Annotated in this window: 22 protein-coding genes and 1 riboswitch; of the genes, 9 read left to right on the forward strand and 13 right to left on the reverse strand. The window is 67.8% G+C overall.

Annotated features, from left to right (window positions below; genetic code table 11):
• Positions 1-41: 41 nt before the first annotated feature.
• The 3 genes from CVV76_RS11330 to CVV76_RS11340 form a co-directional block, all read right to left on the reverse strand.
• Positions 42-839 carry an ABC transporter permease gene (locus CVV76_RS11330; protein ID WP_102224762.1) on the reverse strand — a complete coding sequence of 266 codons (798 nt, stop codon included), beginning with the start codon at positions 837-839 and terminating at the stop codon, positions 42-44.
• The gene (locus tag CVV76_RS11335; RefSeq protein ID WP_102224763.1) at positions 836-1,687 is read right to left on the reverse strand and encodes an ABC transporter permease; all 852 of its coding nucleotides are present in this window, start codon (positions 1,685-1,687) and stop codon (positions 836-838) included. Before CVV76_RS11335 ends, CVV76_RS11330 begins: the two co-directional genes overlap by 4 nt.
• Positions 1,688-1,815: 128 nt before the next feature.
• Entirely contained in the window at positions 1,816-2,421 is a 606-nt protein-coding gene (locus CVV76_RS11340) for a cupin domain-containing protein (protein WP_102224764.1), read from the reverse strand.
• Positions 2,422-2,649: 228 nt separating this feature from the next.
• Here CVV76_RS11340 and CVV76_RS11345 point away from each other — a divergent pair, with 228 nt between their 5' ends.
• From CVV76_RS11345 to CVV76_RS11380, 8 genes are all read left to right on the forward strand, one after another.
• Complete coding sequence (locus tag CVV76_RS11345; RefSeq protein WP_158243140.1) at positions 2,650-3,585, forward strand: dihydrodipicolinate synthase family protein; 936 nt, start codon at positions 2,650-2,652, stop codon at positions 3,583-3,585.
• Positions 3,586-4,869 (forward strand): NAD(P)/FAD-dependent oxidoreductase, encoded by a 1,284-nt coding sequence (locus tag CVV76_RS11350; protein ID WP_102224766.1) that lies wholly within the window; start codon positions 3,586-3,588, stop codon positions 4,867-4,869. It begins immediately after the preceding gene.
• 132 nt (positions 4,870-5,001) lie between these two features.
• A complete protein-coding gene (locus tag CVV76_RS11355) occupies positions 5,002-5,253 on the forward strand; it encodes a helix-turn-helix domain-containing protein (RefSeq protein ID WP_102224767.1) in 252 nt (83 codons plus the stop codon).
• The gene (locus CVV76_RS11360) at positions 5,253-6,608 is read left to right on the forward strand and encodes a type II toxin-antitoxin system HipA family toxin (RefSeq protein ID WP_102224768.1); all 1,356 of its coding nucleotides are present in this window, start codon (positions 5,253-5,255) and stop codon (positions 6,606-6,608) included. Before CVV76_RS11355 ends, CVV76_RS11360 begins: the two co-directional genes overlap by 1 nt.
• Positions 6,609-6,904: 296 nt before the next feature.
• Entirely contained in the window at positions 6,905-8,335 is a 1,431-nt protein-coding gene (locus CVV76_RS11365) for an ABC transporter substrate-binding protein (RefSeq protein ID WP_199178576.1), read from the forward strand.
• A gap of 130 nt (positions 8,336-8,465) precedes the next feature.
• Positions 8,466-9,383, forward strand: a complete 918-nt coding sequence (locus tag CVV76_RS11370) for a carbohydrate ABC transporter permease (protein WP_102224769.1) — start codon at positions 8,466-8,468, stop codon at positions 9,381-9,383.
• Positions 9,380-10,213, forward strand: coding sequence for a carbohydrate ABC transporter permease (locus CVV76_RS11375; protein ID WP_102224770.1), 834 nt, complete (start codon positions 9,380-9,382; stop codon positions 10,211-10,213). The genes CVV76_RS11370 and CVV76_RS11375 overlap by 4 nt, the downstream gene beginning before the upstream one ends.
• A 46-nt stretch (positions 10,214-10,259) precedes the next feature.
• Entirely contained in the window at positions 10,260-11,378 is a 1,119-nt protein-coding gene (locus tag CVV76_RS11380) for an ABC transporter ATP-binding protein (RefSeq protein WP_102224771.1), read from the forward strand.
• 61 nt (positions 11,379-11,439) lie between these two features.
• Here the strand turns inward: CVV76_RS11380 and CVV76_RS11385 are convergent, their stop codons facing one another.
• The 7 genes from CVV76_RS11385 to CVV76_RS11415 form a co-directional block, all read right to left on the reverse strand.
• Positions 11,440-12,408 carry a sugar-binding transcriptional regulator gene (locus CVV76_RS11385; protein WP_199178577.1) on the reverse strand — a complete coding sequence of 323 codons (969 nt, stop codon included), beginning with the start codon at positions 12,406-12,408 and terminating at the stop codon, positions 11,440-11,442.
• Positions 12,405-13,322 (reverse strand): TIM barrel protein, encoded by a 918-nt coding sequence (locus CVV76_RS11390; RefSeq protein ID WP_199178578.1) that lies wholly within the window; start codon positions 13,320-13,322, stop codon positions 12,405-12,407. The genes CVV76_RS11385 and CVV76_RS11390 overlap by 4 nt, the downstream gene beginning before the upstream one ends.
• A 29-nt stretch (positions 13,323-13,351) precedes the next feature.
• Entirely contained in the window at positions 13,352-13,903 is a 552-nt protein-coding gene (locus tag CVV76_RS11395) for an SIS domain-containing protein (RefSeq protein WP_102224773.1), read from the reverse strand.
• A gap of 161 nt (positions 13,904-14,064) precedes the next feature.
• A complete protein-coding gene (dhaL, locus tag CVV76_RS11400; RefSeq protein WP_102224774.1) occupies positions 14,065-15,816 on the reverse strand; it encodes a dihydroxyacetone kinase subunit DhaL in 1,752 nt (583 codons plus the stop codon).
• A gap of 157 nt (positions 15,817-15,973) precedes the next feature.
• Positions 15,974-16,429 carry an RpiB/LacA/LacB family sugar-phosphate isomerase gene (locus CVV76_RS11405; RefSeq protein ID WP_102224775.1) on the reverse strand — a complete coding sequence of 152 codons (456 nt, stop codon included), beginning with the start codon at positions 16,427-16,429 and terminating at the stop codon, positions 15,974-15,976.
• A 17-nt stretch (positions 16,430-16,446) separates the two neighbouring features.
• The gene (locus tag CVV76_RS11410) at positions 16,447-17,208 is read right to left on the reverse strand and encodes a triose-phosphate isomerase (protein WP_102224776.1); all 762 of its coding nucleotides are present in this window, start codon (positions 17,206-17,208) and stop codon (positions 16,447-16,449) included.
• Positions 17,205-17,984, reverse strand: a complete 780-nt coding sequence (locus CVV76_RS11415) for a DeoR/GlpR family DNA-binding transcription regulator (RefSeq protein ID WP_102224777.1) — start codon at positions 17,982-17,984, stop codon at positions 17,205-17,207. The genes CVV76_RS11410 and CVV76_RS11415 overlap by 4 nt, the downstream gene beginning before the upstream one ends.
• 173 nt (positions 17,985-18,157) lie before the next feature.
• Between CVV76_RS11415 and fsa the strand changes: the two genes are divergently transcribed.
• The gene (gene fsa, locus CVV76_RS11420) at positions 18,158-18,811 is read left to right on the forward strand and encodes a fructose-6-phosphate aldolase (protein ID WP_102224778.1); all 654 of its coding nucleotides are present in this window, start codon (positions 18,158-18,160) and stop codon (positions 18,809-18,811) included.
• 82 nt (positions 18,812-18,893) lie between these two features.
• On the opposite strand, the gene CVV76_RS11425 is transcribed toward fsa, so the two are convergent.
• From CVV76_RS11425 to CVV76_RS11435, 3 genes are all read right to left on the reverse strand, one after another.
• Positions 18,894-19,850 carry a sugar-binding transcriptional regulator gene (locus CVV76_RS11425; protein WP_102224779.1) on the reverse strand — a complete coding sequence of 319 codons (957 nt, stop codon included), beginning with the start codon at positions 19,848-19,850 and terminating at the stop codon, positions 18,894-18,896.
• 62 nt (positions 19,851-19,912) lie between these two features.
• Positions 19,913-20,398, reverse strand: coding sequence for a 6,7-dimethyl-8-ribityllumazine synthase (locus CVV76_RS11430; protein WP_102224780.1), 486 nt, complete (start codon positions 20,396-20,398; stop codon positions 19,913-19,915).
• Between the two features lie 69 nt (positions 20,399-20,467).
• Positions 20,468-20,597, reverse strand: a riboswitch (FMN riboswitch).
• A 57-nt stretch (positions 20,598-20,654) separates the two neighbouring features.
• Positions 20,655-21,587, reverse strand: a complete 933-nt coding sequence (locus CVV76_RS11435; protein ID WP_102224781.1) for a sugar phosphate isomerase/epimerase family protein — start codon at positions 21,585-21,587, stop codon at positions 20,655-20,657.
• Between the last annotated feature and the right edge of the window lies 1 nt (position 21,588).

The raw sequence follows: 21,588 nt of genomic DNA on the forward strand, positions 1-21,588 counted from the left end.
TTCTTCTGCAGTGGGGGTCGGGGGCGGCGTCATCGGCGCGTTCACTGGCTGCGCTCCTTGCGTTCAAGCCGCATCATCGCGACGGCAAGCAGGAGCGAGACCAGCGTCAGCAGCGTCGAAACCGCCGCGATGATGGGCGAGATTTCCCAGCGCAGCGCGCTGTACATCTTGACCGGCAAAGTCTCCGTGTCCGGGCCGGTGATGAAATAGGCCACGATCACCTCGTCGAGGGAGATCAGGAAGGCGAAGAGCGCCCCCGCCGCAATCCCCGACTTCAGCTGCGGCAGCACGACGCGGAAGAAGATACGCACCTTCGACGCCCCCATGATCAGCGACACCTGCTCGTACGACCGATCGAGATGGCGCAGCGATGCGCCGACCGATGTCATCATGAAGGGTGTGGCCAGCATGGTATGGGCAAGCACGACTGTCAGGGTATGGTTCAGCATCCCGAAAGGTGCCAGTTCGAGATACAGCCCGAGGGCCAGCACGATCACCGGCACCAGCAGAGGCCCCATGGCCAACGCCGTCAGGATCCGCCCGCCGGGCATCCGCGCACGCTGCAGCGCATAGGCGGCGGGCACCACCAGCAGGGTCGTCATTACGGTCACGCAAAGCGCGATCACGAGGCTGCGCAGCAGCGTGCCCCACCACGCCGGCTGGGTGAAGAACTCGCGGTAAAGCTCCAGCGACCACGTCTTGGGAGGGAAGTGCAGATCCCCGCCACCGCCGAAGGAGATCGGGATCACGACCAGCGACGGCGCCATCAGGAAGATGTAGCAGATCCAGGCCAGAACCGGCACCAGAAGCGGCCCTGCAATGCGCGACAGGCGGGTCATTGTGCCACCTCCCGCGCCTGGCCCATGCCCTGGACCCGGCCCAGCCCCGCGACCAGCACGCCCGAGATCACCAGCAACACCACCGCGATCGCCGAGGCGAGCGGCCAGTCCAGCGTCTGCCGGGTGTAGAAGTCGATCAGGTTGGCAACCATCATGTCCTTGCGACCGCCCAGCAGGGCCGGTGTGATATACATGCCGATCGACAGGGTGATGTTGATCAGCACCCCCGCGATCACCCCCGGCATCGCAAGCGGCAGGGTGATCCGGCGGAAGATCGTGAAGCGCGAGGCCCCCATCACCTCGGCCGCGCGGCCGAGATTGGCATCCTGCGCCAGAAGGCTGCTCAGGATCGACAGGATCATGAAGGGCAGAAGGTAGTTGATCATACCGATGATCGCCCCGACGCGGTTGAAGACCATGGGCACATGCACCGCGGTGCCGAACAGCCATCCGAGAAAGCTGTTGATCACCCCGTCGTAGCCAAGCAGCACGGTCAGCGCGAAGCTTTTCACGAGGATGCTGGTCCAGAACGGAAGCATCACCATGATCAGGTAGGGCACCCGCGCCCGCGGTGTCTTGCGTGACAGGTGCAACGCCACCGGAAAGCCGATCAGAAGGCTGACCAGGGTCGCGGTGAAGCTGATGACAAAGGTGGTTTTCAGAACCTTGAAGAAAAGCGTGCTTGTCGTCAGGTCCGCGTAGGCCCGCAGGGTGAAGCCGCTGTCATTCACGCTCTGCCACAGGGTCTTTCCCAGCGGGTAGAGGAAGAAGATGGCCAGGAGAATGGTCATGGGGGCCAGTAAAACAAGGCCCGACAGACGGTTCAGATAGGGTGTTTCGGCGGTCATCCGTCCTCGCTCTTTCCCTCCGGGCGGCAACGTCGGTCCGGGAACGGACCGGGTCGCATGCCGGTATCATGAGCAGGAGCCTTGCACCTTTGGCAGAGTCTCGCAAGCAGGATTCTGAAAAATGAATCCTAGATCGCCGCGTTCACCCAGAAGACGACGCATTGCGTCGCCCCGATATTCGAGAATTTGTGCGGCAGATGACTGGGGAAGGAAAAGCAGTCCCCTTCGCGCAGAACGCGCGATTCGCCCTCGATCGTCAGCTCCAGAACGCCCGCAACCACGAGGCCGATCTCCTCTCCGTCGTGGCTATAGGGATCCTCACCCGAACCACTGCCGGGCTCGATGATCAGGTAGAACCCTTTCAGGCGCTCGCTCGCCTTCGGGGAAATCAGGTCCTTGCGCAGCCCCTCGGTCCGAACAAAGGGTTCGCGCTGGTCGACTGTCACAACATAAGGGTCTGATTTTTCATCATCATTATCGGGGTCAAGTAGCCAAGCGGCAGATACCCCAAGCGCCTCGCACAGGGTGAACAGCGTGCGTACCGTGGGCGAGACGAGGTCGCGCTCGATCTGCGACAGCGTCCCGATGGAAATCCCCGACCGCTGCGACAGCTCTGCCAGGGTCATCTTCTTCGCCTGGCGCAATTCGCGGAACCGTCCGCCAAGATGCGGCGCATCCCCACCTTGCGGCAGCCGGCCCTTGCGTGGCTTCAAGCTCAAGTCGTCCATGGTCATCCGATCGCGCGAAGGAGGTCCCGCCGGCTGAATGCAACCCTAGGGCACTAGATGTCTCAAGTCTACATAACCATGCCGCGCCGAACAACCAAATTTCAGAATCACAAAATCACCCCTTGCCAAGTCCGTGCTCGGTGCCGATGCTGCCCCCGAAAGGCGTGCGGGGCCGGCCCCATCGTCGCGCCACCCAGAGATCCGCCCACCGACAGGGACCCGAGGAGACTGCGCATGACGACACCGACGCTCAGGGGCCTGATGCCCGCCTGCCCCACCGCCCTGACCCCGGAAGGCGCCGCCGATCCCGCAGGGATGAAGGCGCTTGTGCGCTACATGCTCGACGGCGGTGCAAGCGGCCTCGTCCCGCTGGGCGGCACGGGGGAATACACCGCGCTGTCGCCCGCGACCCGCAAGGCCACCGTCGCGGCCTGCGTCGAGGCGGCGGCGGGCGCGCCGGTCTTTGCCGGAGTTCTGGCCCCGGGCCTGGGCGACGCGCTGCCCGCGGCGCGCGACTTCGCCGAGGCGGGCGCCGACGGGCTGATGCTGATGGTGCCCTATTACGCCCGCAATACCCAGGAGGGCGTGATCGACTATTTCCGCGCGGTGCGCGATGCGGTCGACCTGCCGATCATGCTCTACGACAATCCGGCGCGGTCGCATTATGTGCTCGACCCCGACACCATCGCCACGCTGGCCGAGGATGCGACGATCATCGCCATGAAAGCCTCGAACACCGATCTTTATCATTTCGACCAGGTGATGCGCCGGGTCGGCCCCGGGTTCGCACCGCTCAGCGGGCAGGACACCCTCTTTGCTCAACAGGTTGCGATGGGGGCGGTGGGCGGCGTGCTGACCTCGGCCGTCGTCGTCCCGGGGATCTGGGCGCAGGTGCAGACGCTGGCGGAGACCGGCCGGATGGACGACGCGCTGAGCCTTCAGCGCAGCCTGATCCCGCTGATGGACGCCCTCTTCGCCGAGGAGAACCCCGCCCCGCTGCGCCATGCGCTCGACCGTATCGGCCTGCCGACGGGTCTGTCGCAACTGCCGCTTCGCCCGCTGAGTGCGGGGGCGGCCGCGCGCATCGACCGGGTGCTCGACGATCTGCGCAGTGCGGGGGCGACGCTGCCCGCGGCCGGCGCCGACACGCTCACCGGGGCCAGCGCCTGAATGGACGAGAGCGCCCGGACCTCCCTCTATGTCCGCGAGACCGGCACGCCGCCGGTCTGGCCGACGCTCGCCGAACCGCTGCGGACCGATGTCGCGGTCATCGGCGGCGGCTTCACCGGCCTCTCGACCGCGCTGCACCTTGCCGAAGGCGGGACCGACGTCGCGCTGCTGGAGGCAGAGACCCCGGGCTGGGGCGCGTCGGGGCGCAACGGCGGACAGCTCAATCCCGGGCTGAAGTACGATCCGGCCTGGTTCCTCAAGACCTTCGGCCCGACGAAGGGGCGCGAGATCGTGGACTTCGGCTGGTCCACCGTCGATACCGCCGCCGCGCTGATCGACCGGTTGGGGATCGACTGCGACCTGCGCCGGGGCGGCACGATCCGGGCCGCCGCGACCGGGGCCGAGGTCGCCACGATCCGCCAGTCATTCGACGACATGGCCGCGCTCGGCATGCCCGTCGACTGGGTCGAGGGGGCGGAGCTGGCGGCGATGACCGGGCATGACCACTACCCCGCGGCCTTCGTCGACCGGCGGGGCGGCGACGTGAACCCGCTGGCGCTGGCCCGCGGCCTTGCGCGGGCGGCCGCCGACGCCGGCGCCCAGGTGTTCGGCCAGAGCCGCGTGAGCGCGCTGGCCCGGCACAGCGACGGCTGGCGGCTGGAGGTGAACGGTCACGAGGTGATCGCCGGACGGGTCCTTGTCGCCTGCAACGGTTACGCCGACGACCTGATCCCCGGGCTGAAGCAGGCCAGCGTGCCGGTCTTCAGCTCGATCCTCGCAACCCCGCCCCTGCCCGAGGAACTGGCGTCGCGCATCCTGCCGGGGCGGCAGGTGCTGTACGAGGCGGGCCTTGTCACCGTCTATTACCGCGTCGATGCGCAGAACCGTCTGGTGATCGGCGGACGGGGCGCGATGCGGCCCAGCGGCGATGCGGCGACGATGCAGGCGGTCTCGCGCCATGCGCATCGGCTGTGGCCGGGGGTGGCGCAGGCGGGCTGGGGCTATGCCTGGAACGGCCGGGTCGCGATCACCTCCGACCACCTGCCCCACCTGCACGCGCCGGCGCCGGGCCTTCTGATCGCCTATGGCTACAACGGCCGGGGTGTCGCCCTGTCCAACGCTTTAGGCATCCGATTGGCCGCGGCTCTGGCACCCGGGGGCGATCCGGCCGGCCTGCCGCTGCCACTTTCCGATCTGCGGCGGATCCCGTTCCACCGCTTCTGGCGGATCGGCGCGCAAGCCGCGATCCTGAACGCCCAGGTGCGTCGGCGGCTGGGGATCTGAGGCCACCCGGAATGATGTTTCGATCATAGATCCAACTTATTATCAAAACATCATACCGCGACTTTATGATCTTTTACACATATTGACGGGATATGATCCGAGGATCATATTGACGGCGAAAGGACCAGACGCATGGACCGCATCGCCCGCACCACCACCGACATCGGCAACATCCTGCGCGCCGCGCGCCGGGCCGGGGGCCTGACGCAGGCCGAGCTGGCCGACCGTGCCGGCCTCTGGCAGCGCACCGTGTCGACCATCGAAACCGGCGCCAGCGGGGCGCGGCTCGACACGCTCTTCGATCTGCTCGCGGCGCTCGACCTCGAACTCCAGGTCGTTCCGCGCAGCAAGATGAAACCCGGGGATCTTGAGGACATCTTCTGATGGGGCGCAAGCGCAGCTATGCGCCGCTCGACGTCTACATGAATCGCCGCAAGGTGGGGCAGTTCACCCGCACGCCGGACGGAGCGTTTTCCTTCAGCTACGCGCCGGAATGGCTCGACTGGGAAAACACCCTGCCGGTGTCGCGCGCCCTGCCGCTGGGCCCCGGGCGGCACGCCGGGCCGCGCGTGATCGCGGTGTTCGAGAACCTGCTTCCCGACAACGACGATATCCGCCGGCGGGTGGCCGAGCGGGTGGGCGCCGACGGTCTCGATGCCTACAGCCTTCTGTCCCGGATCGGGCGCGACTGCGCCGGGGCGCTGCAGTTCCTGCCCGAAGGGGAAGTGCCCGCCGCAGGTGACGCGCTGACCGGCGAGCCGCTGGACGATACCGCGATCGCCGCGCTTCTGAACGACCTGGGCGCCGCCCCGCTGGGCATCCGGCGCGAGCGGGATTTCCGCATCTCGGTCGCCGGCGCGCAGGAAAAGACCGCACTGCTGTTGCACGAGGGGCGGTGGCTTGCCCCGACCGGCACGACGCCCACGACCCATATCCTGAAGCCCGCGATCGGCACGCTTCCGAACGGGATGGACCTGACCGACAGCATCGAGAACGAACATTTCTGCCTGCGCCTGATGGCCGGGTTCGGCCTTGCCACCGCCGACACCCGGATCGCCGATTTTGCCGGAACCCGCGCGCTGGTGGTCGAGCGGTTCGACCGGCTGCGCGCTCGGGACGGGCGGCTGATCCGGCTGCCGCAGGAAGATTGCTGTCAGGCCCTGTCGGTGCCCCCGACCCGCAAGTACCAGAACGAGGGCGGCCCCGGGATCGCCGAGATCTGCGACCTGCTGCGCGGCAGCGACACCCCGCTGCGCGACCGGGCGGCCTTCTTCAAGGCCAACGTGCTGTTCTGGCTGATCGGCGCGACCGACGGGCACGCCAAGAACTTCAGCATCGCGCTGATGCCGGGCGGGCGCTTTACCCTCACCCCGCTTTACGACGTGCTCTCGGTGCAGCCGACGCTCGAGGCGGGGCAGCTGCAATCCAAGGAAATGCGGCTGGCCATGCGGGTGGGCCGCAACCGCCATTACCGTGTGGACGAGATCCACGGCCGCCATTTCGCCGAGACCGGGGCGGAGGCCGGGTTTTCCCCCGGCCAGATCGCGGAGATCTTCGACGAGATCGCGGCGGCGGCCGAGGCCGCCTTTGCCACCGCGCTGGCCGAGATGCCCGCGGGCAGGGGCGAGGCCGTCGCCAGCTCGATCCGGCGCGGCTTCGACCGGCGGCTGGCGCGGCTGGAGGTGGGGGTGCCGCCCGCCGCGGCGCCACGTGCGCCGGGGAGACGGCCGAGGCGCTGAACCGCGCCGTCGCGAAACGAAAGACCGGGCTGAGGGCCGGCGACGCCGCGGGGGCGGTTCGATCGCCGATCTGATCTCTTGCAAATCGAATTTTACATATGTAACTTTTCCCGGCAGTCGGCCGCGATCCGCACGTTGCTGCGCTGGCCTGCCAGGTCTTTGCGACCGGCGGCCGCGGGGTAAGGAGGGACCCGGGCATCGCACCGGCTCGTGACGCTGCCACCGGCGGCCCGGCGAAGCGTCCGGACCGCCTTGGACAAGACCGGCTGACATGCCGGCCCAAGGGAGGATCATTGATGAAACCGGAGTTCACGCGCGCGGCGCCCCACGCCACGCCGCCAGATGCCACGACACGCGCCACCTCGCAGGGGGGCCGCGCCATCACGCGCATGCTCGGCGCCGCAGCCTTCGTCGCGGCGGCCGCCGTCGGAGGCCAGGCCGGCGCCTGGAGCCTCAAGGAGGCCGCGGCGCCTTACAAGGGCACCACCATCAGCATCGTCGGCCTCGAACGCCCGAGCTATGAGGCCGCCAAGAAGCTGACCCCGGAATTCGAGAAGGAAACCGGCATCAAGGTGAAGTGGACCAGCTTCCCCTACGAGAACACGCTGAAGGAAGAGACGCTGAACTTCGTCGCCAACAGCGAACAGTTCGACGTGATCCTGTCCGACGTGGTCTGGCCGGTGAACTTCGCCGGGGCGAAGTGGACCGTGCCCCTCGACCGGTTCATGAAGGATCCCAAGCTTGCCGACCCGGCCCTCGACATGAAGGATTTCTTCCCGGTCTGGCTGGCCAGCTTCACCGTCGACGGAAAGCTTTACGGCCTGCCCTTCGATTCCTACGCCGGCCTGCTCTACTACAACAAGTCGATGCTCAAGGCGGCCGGTATCGACAAGCCCCCGGCAACCTGGGACGCGCTGCGCGAAGACGCCAAGAAGCTGACCGACAAGGACAAGGGCGTCTACGGCTACGCGCTGCAATCGGCCCGGGGCGAGACCCAGACCGCCGACGCCTTCGCGCGGTTCCTGTGGCCCTGGGGCGGCAGCTTCCTGAACATCGCCGACAAGAAGGTCACGGTGAACGACGCGGGCGCCGTGAAGGGAATGGAATTCCGCCAGAGCCTGCTGCCCTACATGCCCTCGGGCATCGTCGCCGACGACCACAGCCAGGTGGTCGAGCTTCTGAACCAGAAGAAGGCCGCGATGATCACCGAGTGGTCGGCCTTCTACCCCACGCTGAGTACCGGCCCGCTGGGCGACGACCTGGGCATCGCACCCGAGCCGGTGGGGCCGGACCGCGGGGCCTCGGCCTTTGGCGGCTTCGCCTACATGATCAGCTCCCAGGTCTCGCAGAAGAAGCAGGACGCGGGCTGGCTGTTCGTGCAGTGGCTGACCTCCAAGGAAATGGCCAAGCCGCTGATCGAGAACGGCGCTGTGGTCGCACGGATGAGCGCCGACAAGGACCCGGCGCTTCAGGCCAAGTACCCCAACCTCAAGCCCATGGTCGAGACCTGGGAGAAGGCCACGATCCCCGATTGGCGCCCGCAGCTGCAATGCTATCCGCGGTTCTCGGACATCGTCTCGAACTGGGGCTCGGAGATCGAGCTGGGCCAGGTCAAGATCAAGGAAGGCCTCGACAAGATGGCCGGCGAGCTGACCAGCTACATGAACTCGTCGAACTGCTGGGCGAATGCCAACACGCCGCAGAAGTTCATCGAGATGTACAAGTAGGGGCACTTTCGTGATCCCCGGGGCCGCGGTGCACGCGGCCCCCTCCCTGCCCCGCCCCCCCTGCCCTCTCGGGCCCGGCGCGCCATCGCAACGCCGCGTCAGCCCTCCACCGTGACCCGCGAGACCCGACATGAGCGATCCGGACAAGCTGCCCCTCCTGCCGCCCGCGCGGAGAAGCTTTCTCGAGAAGGCGGCGCCGTGGCTGTTCATCGCGCCGTCGCTGCTTCTGCTGCTGGCGATCGGCCTCTACCCGATGATCTACACGGTCTACAATTCGCTGCAGAACTTCGTCATGGGGATGGGGCCGCCGGTGTTCAACGGCGGCACGAACTACATCACCGCGATCACCTCGCAGAACTTCCAGAACTCGGTCCTGCGCACACTGGTGCTGCTGGTGATCACCCTGCCGGTCGAGCTGGTGCTGGGCATGATGATCGCGCTGGCGCTGGACAGCCAGCATTCGCCGTTCCTGCGCCGGCTGCTGCAGATCTGCCTGGTGATCCCGATCGCCATCACCCCTGCGGTGATCGGCCTGCTGACCCAGCTGATGTTCAACGAACAGCTCGGCGTCATCAACTACCTGCTCGGCCGGATCGGGATCTCGCCCGTCGACTGGCTGGGCAGTCCGACCAGCGCCTTCGCCACGGTGGTCTGCGTGCAGATCTGGGAATGGACACCCTTCGTGGCCCTGGTGCTGTCGGCCGCGCTGTCGACCGTGCCGCCCGAGGTCGACGAGGCCGCCCTTCTGGAGACCGAACGCTGGTGGCCGCGCTTCTCGGCGATCCGGCTGCCCTTCATGCTGCCCGGGATCACCGCGGCGCTGGTGTTCCAGACGGCCTTTACCATGAAGGCCTTCGACATGATCTACGCGATCCAGAAGGGCGGGCCCGGTTCGGCCACTGAAGTCGCGATCATCCATATCGAGCGGCTGGCCTTCCGCGGCTTCGACATCGGCGTCGCCTCGGCCCAGTCGATCCTGATGCTGGTGCTCTCGATCGTGCTGGCACGCACCTATATCCGACTGTTCTACCGGGAGGTCGACGGATGAGCCCGCAAACTGCCGACGCGATCAAGCGCTTCCTTCACGCGGCGGGAATCGTCGTGGTGCTGGTGATGATCCTTTTCCCCCTCTACTGGATGGTGGCCGGGTCGCTGAAGACCCAGCCGGAGCTGTTCGCCATCCCGCCGCACTGGACCTGGGCGCCGACGCTTGACGCCTACCGCGAGGCGATCGCGGATTCCGGTGTCCTGAGGGCGCTTGGCAATTCGCTGATCGTGACGCTGAGCGCGGTCGCGCTGGGGCTGGTGGTGGGTGTACCCGCGGCCTATGGCATCGCGCGCTACAGCTTCCGCGGGCGGCGCGAGATCTGGTTCTGGTACGTGACCAACTGGATGCTGGTGCCGGTTGTCGTGCTGATCCCCTTCTACCTGACCGCGGCGCGGCTGCACATGATCAACAACCCGCTGACGCTGATCGCGGTCTACCAGATCTTCATCATCCCGCTGGTGGTCTGGCTGATGGTGGACCAGTTCCGGTCGGTCCCCGTCGCGCTGGAGGAAGCCGCGCAGTTGGACGGGCTGAACCGGTTCCAGATCTTCCTGCGCATCAGCCTGCCGCTGGTGACGCCGGGGCTGGCGGTTTCGGCGGTGCTGTCGGGGATCTTCGCATGGAACGACCTGCTCTACGCCTTCATCCTGACACCGGGCGACGAGGTGCGCACCGCCCCCACGATCGCGCTGTCCTACCTGGGCGGCTACACGATCCCCTGGCCCAAGGTCATGGCGACCTCGACCCTGGTGACCGCGCCGGTGATCATCGGCGGCATCGCCATCCACAAGTATGTTGCCCGCGGCCTGACCATGGGCGCGGTGAAGTAGATCCGGCCCCGGGGCGCCCGCCCCGGACGCGGAAGGAGGAATTCGCTTGGCGGAAATTCGCATCGACCAGATCAGCAAGGCCTACGGCGCGCATACCGTGCTGCACGACATCACCTTCGATGTCGAGGACGGGGAGTTCATCGTCTTCGTCGGCCCCTCGGGCTGCGGCAAGACCACGCTTCTGCGCACCATCGCGGGGCTGGAGAAATCCAACCTCGGGCGCATCGTGATCGGCGGGAAGGACGTCACCCACTGGCCGCCCGCGCGACGCGGCGTGGCGATGGTGTTTCAGTCCTACGCGCTCTACCCCCACATGACGGTGGCGCAGAACATCACCTACGGCCTCAAGGTCAACAAGGTCGACCCGGCCGAGATCGAGGCCCGGCTGAAGGCCGCGGCCACGATGTTGCAGATCACCCAGCTTCTCGACCGCAAGCCGAAGGAGCTTAGCGGCGGGCAGCGCCAGCGGGTGGCGATCGGCCGTTCGATCGTGCGCCAGCCCGGGGTGTTCCTGTTCGACGAGCCGCTCTCCAACCTCGATGCGGAGTTGCGGGTGCAGATGCGAGCCGAGCTGGTCGCACTGCACCGGCGGCTGGGGTCGACCATGGTCTACGTGACGCACGACCAGATCGAGGCGATGACCATGGCCAACCGCATCGTCGTGCTGCGCGACGGGCGGATCGAACAGATCGGCGCCCCGCTCGACCTGTATCACAATCCGCAGAACCGGTTTGTCGCGGGCTTCATCGGATCGCCAAAGATGAACTTTCTCAGCGTGACGATCCAGGCGGTGTCGGACGCCGGCGTGATGGTGGAGCTGCCGGGCGGGCCCAAGATCACCGTGCCCGTCGCGGGGCCGGACCTCGTGCCCGGCGGCAAGGTAGAGCTGGGCATCCGCCCCGAACACCTGCTTCTGGGCCCCGGCGCCGGGGCGGCCGATGCGCAGATCTCCGTGACCGCCACGCTGGTGGAACGGCTGGGCGGCGAGACCCTGCTGCACGGCACGACCCGGCATGGCGAGGCGCTGGTCGTGCGCAAGTCGGGGGAGCTGGCGGCGCATCACGACGAGACGGTTCCGGTCGGCGTCGTGGCCGGGCTGTGCTACCTCTTCGACGCGGATGGCCGCAGTCTTGACCCGCTGCGCCCGCGCGAGTTCCCGCAATAGGGCGCTTCAGGACGGCTCACCTCTTCCCGCGCCGGATCGCAACGCGCGCGGCAGAGGTCGGTCACTTCAGCAGTTCGGCGGCGCAGGCCTCGTCCGTCACCAGGCGCTTGACGTAGCCCGCGCGCAGTACCGCACGCACCACCGGCGCCTTGTACGCGCCACCCGAGGCAAGGATCGAATCCGGGATCGCCGCCAGCTCGCGCGGCGAGATCGCCATCACCCGTTCGTTCAGCGGATGGTCGACGATCCGGCCCTCGGCATCCAGGAAATACCCCAGCAGATCGCCCACCGCGCCCGCGTCGCGCAGGGTCTGGATGTTCTCGGTCACCGTCTGGGTCTGGATCAGCAGCGACAGCGGCGACATGTCTCCGCAAGAGACGAAGGCCAGGTCGGCGCTGCGCAGCCGCCGAAGCGTCTCGGCCAGGCCGTGGTGCGACACCAGCAGGTCGCGGCTTTGCGCCGTGGGCACGTAGATCGGCGCGGCCAGATAGTAGCAGTCGGACCCAAGCTGGCCTGCCAGCGCGGTGGCGACCTCGAAGGTGTTGGTGCCCGATCCGCGCGTCAGCCCGCCCATCAGACTTGCCACCCAGGCGCCGGAGAAATCCCGCGCCCGCAGGTGCGTCATCGCGAAGGACAGGGTGCGCCCCCAGCCGACGGCAACGCCGATCCCGTCGCGGATCCGCGCCTCGAGCATCTCGCCCGCCGCTTCGCCGATCACCCGCTGGGCATCGCCGTTCTCCCCCATCGAGGGCACGACCCGCACCTCGGCCAGGCCATAGCGTTCCTTCAGCCGCTCTTCCATCACCACGCAATCCGACAGCGGCAGGCGGATCTCGATCCGGACGGAACCGTCGCTGCGCAGCTGGCCCACGGTCTTGTTGACCCGCAGCCGGGTGATGCCCAGAAGGCTTGCGATTTCCTGCTGCGTCAGCCCGCCGGCGAAGTAATACCACGCGATCCGGGCACGGATGTAATCGGCGTCGTCGCCTGCTGCGCTGCTGCGCGGCGACTGCGGGATGTCACGGGTCACTCTGCGCACGTTTCCTGGCTCGCTGCAGCTTTCAGTATCTCCACCGAGCGCGCCATGGCGTCAAGCACCGACCGGTCCGCGCGCTCGAAGGGATAGAACGCCTCAAGGAACACCGGCCGGTCGCCAAGCCCGCTGCGCGCGAGCAGCGCGAAGGCCGCCGCCGGGTCGACGCGGCCCGGTTCTGTGAAATCCCAGTGGCGGTCATAGAGATAGTCGGTCTGCTGGATATGAATTGCGCCGATATCTGGAGCGAGTGCCGCGAACCAATCGGCCATTCCGGCATGGTCGGGCCCGTAGAGCGGCGCGAAGGTGCCGTGGCCCCAGTCGGGGCAAAGCTGCCAGGGGATCGGCGTCCCCGCGAGATCGGCCAGCATCCGCTGTGCCTGGGCGATGGTCCAGGGCCATTCGCGGCGCATCGGCGTCGGCTCGACATAGAGCGTTTCCAGCCCGGCCTCGGCGCCAGCCTGTGCCAGCCGCCTCATGCGGCTGATCAGCTCCGCATACTCGGCCTCGGGCAGCGCTTCGGCCTCGTACCCGTCGGGGGCCGAGGCGATCGCCCCCAACGGCCCGCCGACGCGCGTGATCCCCGCAGCGGCCGCGAAACGATAGGCGTGACGCATCCACGCCTCGGCATGGTCGCGGACCCCGGGAACCGGGTGCAGCAGCTGGTTGAAGGTGTAATGCGCCAACCCGATGAAGGCGCTGTGCACGGTGATGCCATGGCGTTCGGGCACCGCGCGCAGGCTCTCGGCCATCTGCGACAGCACCAGCTCGGGCCAAGTCGGATCGACCAGATCAAAGGAAAACTGCACCCGTTCCAGCTTCAGCCGGTCGCGGACCAGCGGCGCCCAGAGTTCGGGCGTGACCCAGCGCTTGACGCAGAACGACAGGTTCACCCCCAGCTGCACGGGCATCGGCGCCCCCTCTCTCGCCCTCGAGGCGGTCATTCCAGGTTCGTGTGATTGCCGCGCATCGCCTCGGCCGAGATCCCGAGGCGCGCCTGCAACTGGGCGATCATCGCCTCGAACAGCAGGTAGAGCGCCCCCTCGTAGAGCGATCCCATCGGCAGGACGGACAGGCCCGGCCCGCTGTCATCGGCCATGGTCTGGGCCGGCACGATCAGCACCCTGTCCGCGGCCAGGGCAGCCGCGCCGCCGGCCTGCGCGGTCACCACCAGGCAGCGGGCGCCGGCCTCGCGCGCGACGCCCATCAGCGCCAGCACGGTCGAAAAGCTGCCCGGCCCCGCCGACACGATCAGAAGATCCCCCGGCCCAAGGGGCGGCGCCGTCATGTCGCCGACCACCGCCGCGCCCAGCCCGAGGTGGAAAAGACGCATCGCGAAGCCCTTGATCTGCAAGCCCTCGCGCCCGACACCGTAGAGCGCGACGCGTCCGGCGGCCGCGATCTCGTCCACCGCGCCCGCGACCGCGTCGGGATCAAGCCGGTCGAACACCGCGCCCAGATCGGCAAGCGCCCGGTGGTAGAAATCTGCCATGCGCCGGTCTCCTCCCAGCCCTGTCGCATCGCCCGTCCGGTCCCTGCCCTCCCCACGGCACGAGCCGCTGCGCAGGGGCCGGTCGAGGTGCTTCCCGGCCCCGATGTTACATCTGTAATATTTATCTTGCAATTGCATTTTGGCGCGGTGGGGCCGGGCCTCTAGCTGGCAACCGGCCCCGCCGCCGCCCACGCCTTCAGCAGCACCGCAGCAGATTCCGCGCCCGGGTCGACATGCCCGACGGCGCGCTTGCCCAGCTTCTTGGACCGGCCGCGTGCGGCGATCATCCCCGCGGTGTCGGCCGCTCCCCGGGTGGCAGCTTCTGCCGCGGCGGCTAGGCAGGCACCCTCGTCCCCGCCGGCGTTGGCCGCCGCCTCGGCCGCGTCGGCGGCGGGCAGCCAGGCATCCAGCATCGTCTTGTCGCCCCGCCCTGCCCCGCCGCGCGCACCGATCCCCTCGGCCATGCCGCGGATCCAGCGCGCAAGGGCCGCCGGGTCGAGGTCGCGGCGATCCGCCACCGCCGATCCCGCCGCGGCGAACCCCGAGGCATAGAGCGGCCCCGCCGAGGCGCCCACCGCCTCGAGGAAGGCATCCGCCACGGCGTCGCAAAGGTCGGAAATCGGCGTCTTTGGCGGCAGCGCCTCAAGCGCGCCAAGCACCGCCTTCCAGCCCATCTCCATCGTCAGGCCGTGGTCGCCGTCGCCGACTTCGCCATCCAGCGCGCTCAGCCTGTCGGCCTCGGCAAAGATCGCCTCCGCACCCGCCTCCAGCATCGCGCGAAACGCGTCCGGCCCGACCGCACCACCGGTGCGCAGCGCGGAGAGATCATGCGTCGCGCGCGGCCCGTCAGCCCGGCGCGCCCGCTTCGCGCGGCCATTCCCGGCGGGCGCAGGCGCAATCTGCCCGACCTGCAGCGCCGGGGTGTCGCAGGGATGGTCGAGCCAACGCTCAAGCAGCGGATCCAGCTTCATCACCGTGACCGAGGCCCCGCCCATGTCGAGCGAGGTGCAATATTCACCGACCCAGCTCCGGTGAATCGTGCAGCCCTGTGCCTCCAGCACCTGCGCGGTCCGACGGTGGAGCAGATAGAGCTCCAGCATCGAGGTCGAGCCGAGGCCGTTGACCAGCACGGCGACACGGTCCCCCCGGGTCAGCGCAAGTTCCTCGACGATCGGGGCAAGCAGGCGGTCGGCGACGGCATCGGCACTTTCCGCGGGCAGGCGTTCGACACCCGGCTCGCCGTGAATGCCCATGCCCACCTCCATCTCGCCCACGGGAAGCTGAAAGTTCGGCCGCCCGGTCTGGGGCAGCACGCAGGCCGACAGGGCAACCCCCATGCTGCGCGTCGCATCGTTGGCCCGGGTGGCGGCGGCAATGACCTCTTCCAGCGATCCGCCCAGATCGGCCGCAGCACCGGCGACCTTGAAGACGAAGAAGTCACCGGCGATCCCGCGGCGTTCCTCGCGCCGCGCGGCGGGGGCCGAGGCGATGTCGTCGGTGACCGCAAAGCACTGGGCCGCGACCTCCGCGCGCTCCAGCCGCTCTGCCGCCATCGCGAAATTCATCACGTCGCCAGTATAGTTTCCGAACAGGAAAAGAACCCCGGCACCGCCCTCCGCCGCCCAGCCCGCATCGAAGATCTGCGAGGGCGACGGAGACGCGAAGATGTTGCCAAGCGGCGCGGCATCCGCCAGCCCGCGCCCAACGTAGCCGGCGAAGGCGGGTTCGTGCCCCGAGCCGCCACCGACGACGATGCCCACCTTGCCCTCGCGCGGGCCGTCCACCGCGACGATGGCGCGGCCGGTCTCGCCCTCGGCCCGCAGATGGCGTGGATGGGCGGAAACCATCCCCTCGATCAGCTCCGCGATCAGCGCGTCGGGATCGTTGATCAGCTTCCTGTGCCTGTCGGTCATCGGCTCCTCCCGTTTTGCCGGCCTTTGTATCACATGCCCGGGCCGGCCCGCATCTTCAGGAGGAGGCGGCGGCGACGATGCCGGCCGGCCCGGGCATGTGGCGGCGGGGGCCGGACGGCCATGGGGCGGCCTCCGGGCGCGGCCGCCGCCGGGCCGGTCACTCTGCGTGGTACTTGGCGTCCACCTCGTTGATCGCCTGGACGTTGCCGGCCGAACGGCCCTCGGGATCGAAGGAGGCGCTCAGGAAGGCGTCGGCGATATCCTTGGCCAGTTCCGGCCCGATCACCCGCGCGCCCATGGTGATGATCTGCGCGTTGTTCGAGGTCGAGGCCTTGGCGGCGGAATAGGTATCGTGGCACTGCGCGGCACGGATGCCCGGCACCTTGTTCGCGGCCATCTGCACACCGATGCCCGTGCCGCAGATCAGGATCGCACGGTCATAGGTTCCCGCCATCACCGCCGAGGCGATGCGATCCGAAAGGTTGGCGTAGAAGGGATCCGGCGTGGCGCCATTGCGCGAGGCCTCGACCACGTCGTACTTGTCGGCCAGATAATCGGCCAGGATCTTGGCCAGACCTTCGCCGGCGCTGTCTCCCGCAACTGCGATCTTCATGGCATTTCCTTTCTATATCAGAGCATTGCACTGCATTTGGCAAGGATGTCGAGATAGCCCTCGACGTTCCAGGCAGACCGCCCGATGAAAAGTCCGTCGATATGCGGGCACTGGATCAGCTCCTCGCAATTTCCCGGGTTGACCGACCCGCCGTAGAGGCACGGAACCCTGTGGCCAAGCACCGCCTCCGCGACGTCGGCGATCTCGGCGTGGCGGGCGTCGGCATATTCCGCGGTGGCAGGAATTCCGCCCTCGCCGATCGCCCAGACCGGTTCGTAGGCCAGCAGCACAGGCGCCGTCTTCTGGTCGGCCGCCAGACGGCCGAGCGCGCCGCGCACCTGCGCCTCAAGCACCGCGCGGGCACGGCCCGCCTCGCGCTCGGCCAGGGTCTCGCCGATGCAGATCAGCGGGGTCAGGCCGTGGCGCACCGCCGCCTCGGTCTTCAGCCCTACCGTCTTGTCCGTTTCGCCGAAATGTTCGCGGCGTTCGGAATGGCCAAGCTCGACGATGTCGAGGCCGCAATCGACCAGCATGGGCGCCGAGATCTCGCCGGTCCAGGCGCCCGCCTCGGCCCAGTGCATGTTCTGCGCGCCGACCTTGACCGAGGTGTCCTTCAGAAGATCCGCGACCTCGCGCACCGCCGTGAAGGGCGGGATCACGAACCTCTGGACCCGCGGGTCGCGGCCGCCATCGGCCGCCGCCAGCGCGGTGGCGAAGGCCCGGGCCTCGGCCAGTGTCTTGTTCATCTTCCAGCTTGTGCCGATCCAGACCCCGGTCATGCCGCGCTCGCTTCCGGCTCGGCAAGGGTCAGCGACAGGCCCGCAGCTTCCAGCGCCGCGCAGGCCGCGGCATCGGGGGTGCGATCGGTGACGATGTGGTCGAACTCCTCCAGGTCGGCAAGCTTGTAAAGCGCGGTATGACCGAAGCGCGTGTGGTTCACGACGAGGCAGCGGCGCGCGGCGGCCGCCATCATCGCGCGCTTGGCCCGCACCACCGTCTCGTCCATGTGAAAGACGCCGGTCCCGTGCACCGCAGGCGAGGAGATGAAAGAGATATCTGCCCGCAACCCCGCCAGCGCATTCTCGCACAGCGTGCCGAGATAGGCGTTGAACTTGGCCGAGAAGACCCCGCCGAGCGCGATCAGCTTGATCCCCGCCTCGCCCTTCAGCGCATCGAGCACGGCGCAGTTGTTGGTGATTACCGTCAGCGGCCGGCGCGCCACGGCCATCCGGCCCAGCACCGCCGCCATCGACCCGTCGTTGATGACCACGCTCATCCCCGGTTCGATCAGCTCCAGCGCCTTGGCCGCCATCGCCTCCTTCGCCGCCGCGCCCTGACGCTCGCGCAAGCGGAAATCGCTTTCGAACTGGGTGCCGGATTCGATCGTCGCGCCGCCGCGGATCTTGCGCAGAAGGCCCGCGCCCTCCAGCTCGTCGAGATCGCGGTGGATGGTCATGCGCGACACGCCGAACCGCTCGGACAGAGCCTCCAGCTCCACCGCGCCTTCGGCCACCAAGAGATCCATGATCGCCTGTTGTCTGTCGTCCCGCTTCATCGAGTCTCCTCCGTGGACGAAACATCCCACATCACAAAGATCACGTCAATCATGTGTTTTTGTGATTATGGATTGTTACGTTTCTCTCCCTGCGCTATCTCGGGCGGGACGGCACGCCGCCGTGGTCTTGGCCGCCGCCTTCCGGGCCGCCATAGCTTTTGGGAGAGAGACAGATGAAATTCTTCGTGGACACCGCCGTCATCGCCGACATCGCCGAGCTGAATGATTACGGCCTGCTGGACGGGGTGACGACCAACCCCTCGCTGATCGCCAAGTCGGGGCGCGACTTCAAGGAGGTGATCGCCGAGATCTGCAAGCTGGTCGATGGCCCCGTCTCGGCCGAGGTCGCCGCGATGCAGTTCGACGGGATGGTCGCCGAGGGCGAGCATCTGGCGAAGATCGCGGAGAACGTGGTGATCAAGCTGCCGCTGACGCTGGATGGACTGAAGGCCTGTCGGCACTTCGCCGCGAAGGGCATCAGGACGAACGTGACGCTGTGCTTCTCGGCCAACCAGGCGCTGCTGGCGGCCAAGGCGGGGGCCAGCTACATCTCGCCCTTCGTGGGCCGGCTCGACGACCTGAACATCGACGGGATGGAGCTGATCCGCGAGATCCGCGAAATCTATGACAATTACGACTTCGAGACCGAGATCCTCGCCGCCTCGATCCGCTCGGCCAACCACGTGAAGGAGGCGGCGCTGGCCGGCGCCGATGTCGCCACGATCCCGCCGGGGGTGATCAAGGGGCTGGCCAGCCACGTGCTGACCGACAAGGGCCTCGACCAGTTCGCGAAGGACTGGGCGGCGACCGGGCAGTCGATCCTTTAACGCGCGGGCCTGTACTGCTCGGGCCCATAACGGTCGGGCCCGTAACGCTCGGGTCCGTAGCGATGCGGTCCTGTCGCGCGCCCTAGCCGGCGAGAAGCGCCCGCGCGGTGCTCTCGTCGGTGATCAGGCCCGACAGCCGACCCGACAGCAGCACCGCGCGCAGCGGCTCCACCTTCTCGGCACCGCCGGCGAGGGCAACGATCCGGTCCTCGCCACCGTCCTCCAGCGACACGGAGAGGGTGCGCGAGGTCAGCGGAGTCTCCAGGATCCGCCCCTCGCGGTCGAAGAAATGGCCCAGCATCTCGCCCACCCCGCCGGCGCGGGCGATGGCGTCGATCTCGGCCGGCTCGATCATCCCCGAGGTGACCAGCTGGGTGTCGGGCTTCACCGTACCGATGCCCACGATCTTCAGCGGCGCGGCCTGCGCCAGCGCGAACACGTCGGCAACCCCGCGCTGCGACAGCAGGACCTCGCGGTCCTCGGTCGAGTTGGCGAAGAACGGCACCGGCATCACGTAGGCCTGCGCCCCGGTCTTTTCCGCCAGCAGGTGCATCACGTCATGCGGGTTGGCGGCAAAGTTCCGCGTCAGCCCGCCAAGCAGCGAGACGAAGCGCAGCCCCTTGGTCGCCAGCCGCGGCATGGTGCGTACCGCCTCGGCCAGCGTGCGGCCGTGGCCTAGACCGATCGTAAGCTCCTCCCCGCCCTCCAGCCAGCGGCGCAGCCAGGCCGCCCCGGCAAGCCCGAGGGTGCGCAAGGGAAGGCCCTCTTCCTCGAGGTCCGGCGCCACCTCGCAGGTGTCCAGCCCGAAGCGCGCGATCAGCGCCTGCTCCAGCTCGACGCATTCGACGATGTCGCCCTCGATCGACACCTTGACCGCGCCCTCGGCCACCGCCCGCGCGATCAGCCGGTGCGCCTTGACCGAAGGCACGCCCAGACGTTCGGCCACCTCGGCCTGACGCAGCCCGCCGACGTAGTGCAGCCAGGCCGCCCGGATCGCCAGAGAGCGTTCGCTGTCGACGACGATGCGTTCCTTGGCCATCGCGGTTTCCTTCCTCGGGAGACACAGGGCCGCGCCCCGTCGGGGGCGCGGCCCATCTGGTATCAGCTCATCACCGAGCGCAGCTCGCGCAGCGGGGATTCGGCCAGCCGCGACTCCGTGTCCGCGACCATCAGAACGGCATCCGCGGCCTCGGCGCCCTTCTTGACGAAGTGCTCGCGGAAGAAGCCGACGTGTTCGGCCGTCGGCTGGAAGTGGTGCGGGGTCAGCGAGACGGAAAACACCGGCACGCCGGTATCCATCTGCGCCCGCATCAGCCCGTCGACCACGGCAGCGGCGACGAAGTCGTGGCGATAGATGCCGCCGTCGACGACAAGGGCGGCACAGACGATGCCGTCGTAGCGCCCGGTCTGCGCCAGCTTGCGCGCCAGCAGCGGCATCTCGAAGGCGCCGGGCACATCGTAGGCATCGGTTTCGGCGCGAGTACCGGCCTCGGTCAGCCGCGCCTCGAAGCCCACGAGGGCCTGGTCGACGATCTCGGCATGCCAGCGGGCCTTGATGAAGGCGATCTTGAGGGTCTTGTCAGTCATGGAACCATTCCTTGCAGCGTTTCAAATGGCCCCAAGGCGTTCCGGACGGGCACCCTGACGGGTCCGCGCACCGGTTCTCTTCCATCCGGACTATCACCGTCGGCCCCGGAATTTCACCGGTGTCTGCTGACCCTGCCGTGGCAGGCGCTCGCGGGCTGTCACCGCCGGTGGGGAATTGCACCCCGCCCTGAGAACGTGAAAGAGGTGGCCGCAAACGGCGACGAAGGCAAGAGCAAAGACCGAGGTTCCCATCTGCCTATATCCTCAGATCCTGTGCGCCGCTGTCGATATGCGGCGCCCAGAAGGCCACGCTTTCGGCGATATGCGGGATCACCTGCCGGTCGTTCGGCTCGCGTTCCTTGAACGACAGCTCAAGGCAGATCTCGTTGTCCACCGCGCCGCCCTCGGCAAGGGCCGCAAGCAGCGGCGCGGGCTGGATCGCGCCCTTGGCGTTGTAGTCTGCGGTGAAGGGGCGATGGCCCGACTTGTCCATCATGGATTGCTTGATGTGGATGATCGGGCTGACCTTGGGCACCGCGCGCGCCCAGGCGTAGGGGTCGGTGTCGTCGGGGTTGGGGGATGTCACGTCGCCATGGTCGATGTCGGCCATCATCCACATCGGCACCGCCATCTCGGCCGCGGTCAGCCGATCCTGGAGCGCGCTACATTCGGCGATCGTCTCGCCGAACTCGCGCCCCACGCTCATCGGCTCCCAGAAGACATAGTTCAGCCCCGCGGATTTCGCATGCTCCGCCACCTCGGCCCAGCAGTCGATGGCGATCCTCAGAAGGTCTTCGCGCCGGGCCGGGTCGTCGTAGTCGCGATAGGTGAAGATCGCGAATTGCGTGCCGACCGAGCTGCCGCCCAGATCGCCGATGATGTCGGCGAAGGTCTTGAACCAGTCAACGTAATAGCGCCGGACGTCGCGGTCCGGGTGACCGAAGTGGTTGAGCCTGCCGTAGGGCCCGGTCATCCCGCTGGTCACCCGCGCGCCGGTGCGTTGCAGGGCCACCCCCATCTCTCGCGTCAGGCGGCGGATCACCGGCGCGGGCCAGGACGGGTTGATGAACTCGTGCGTCAGCTGAATGTCGCGGATGCGGATATCGCGCGCGATCGCGTCGATCAGGTCATCGGGCTCCGCAAAGCGGTTCACCAGCGGATTGGTGTTGAGCGAAAGCGTCAGCGCCATC

Source organism: Acidimangrovimonas sediminis, from assembly GCF_002871005.1.
GTDB classification, from domain to species: Bacteria; Pseudomonadota; Alphaproteobacteria; order Rhodobacterales; family Rhodobacteraceae; genus Acidimangrovimonas; species Acidimangrovimonas sediminis.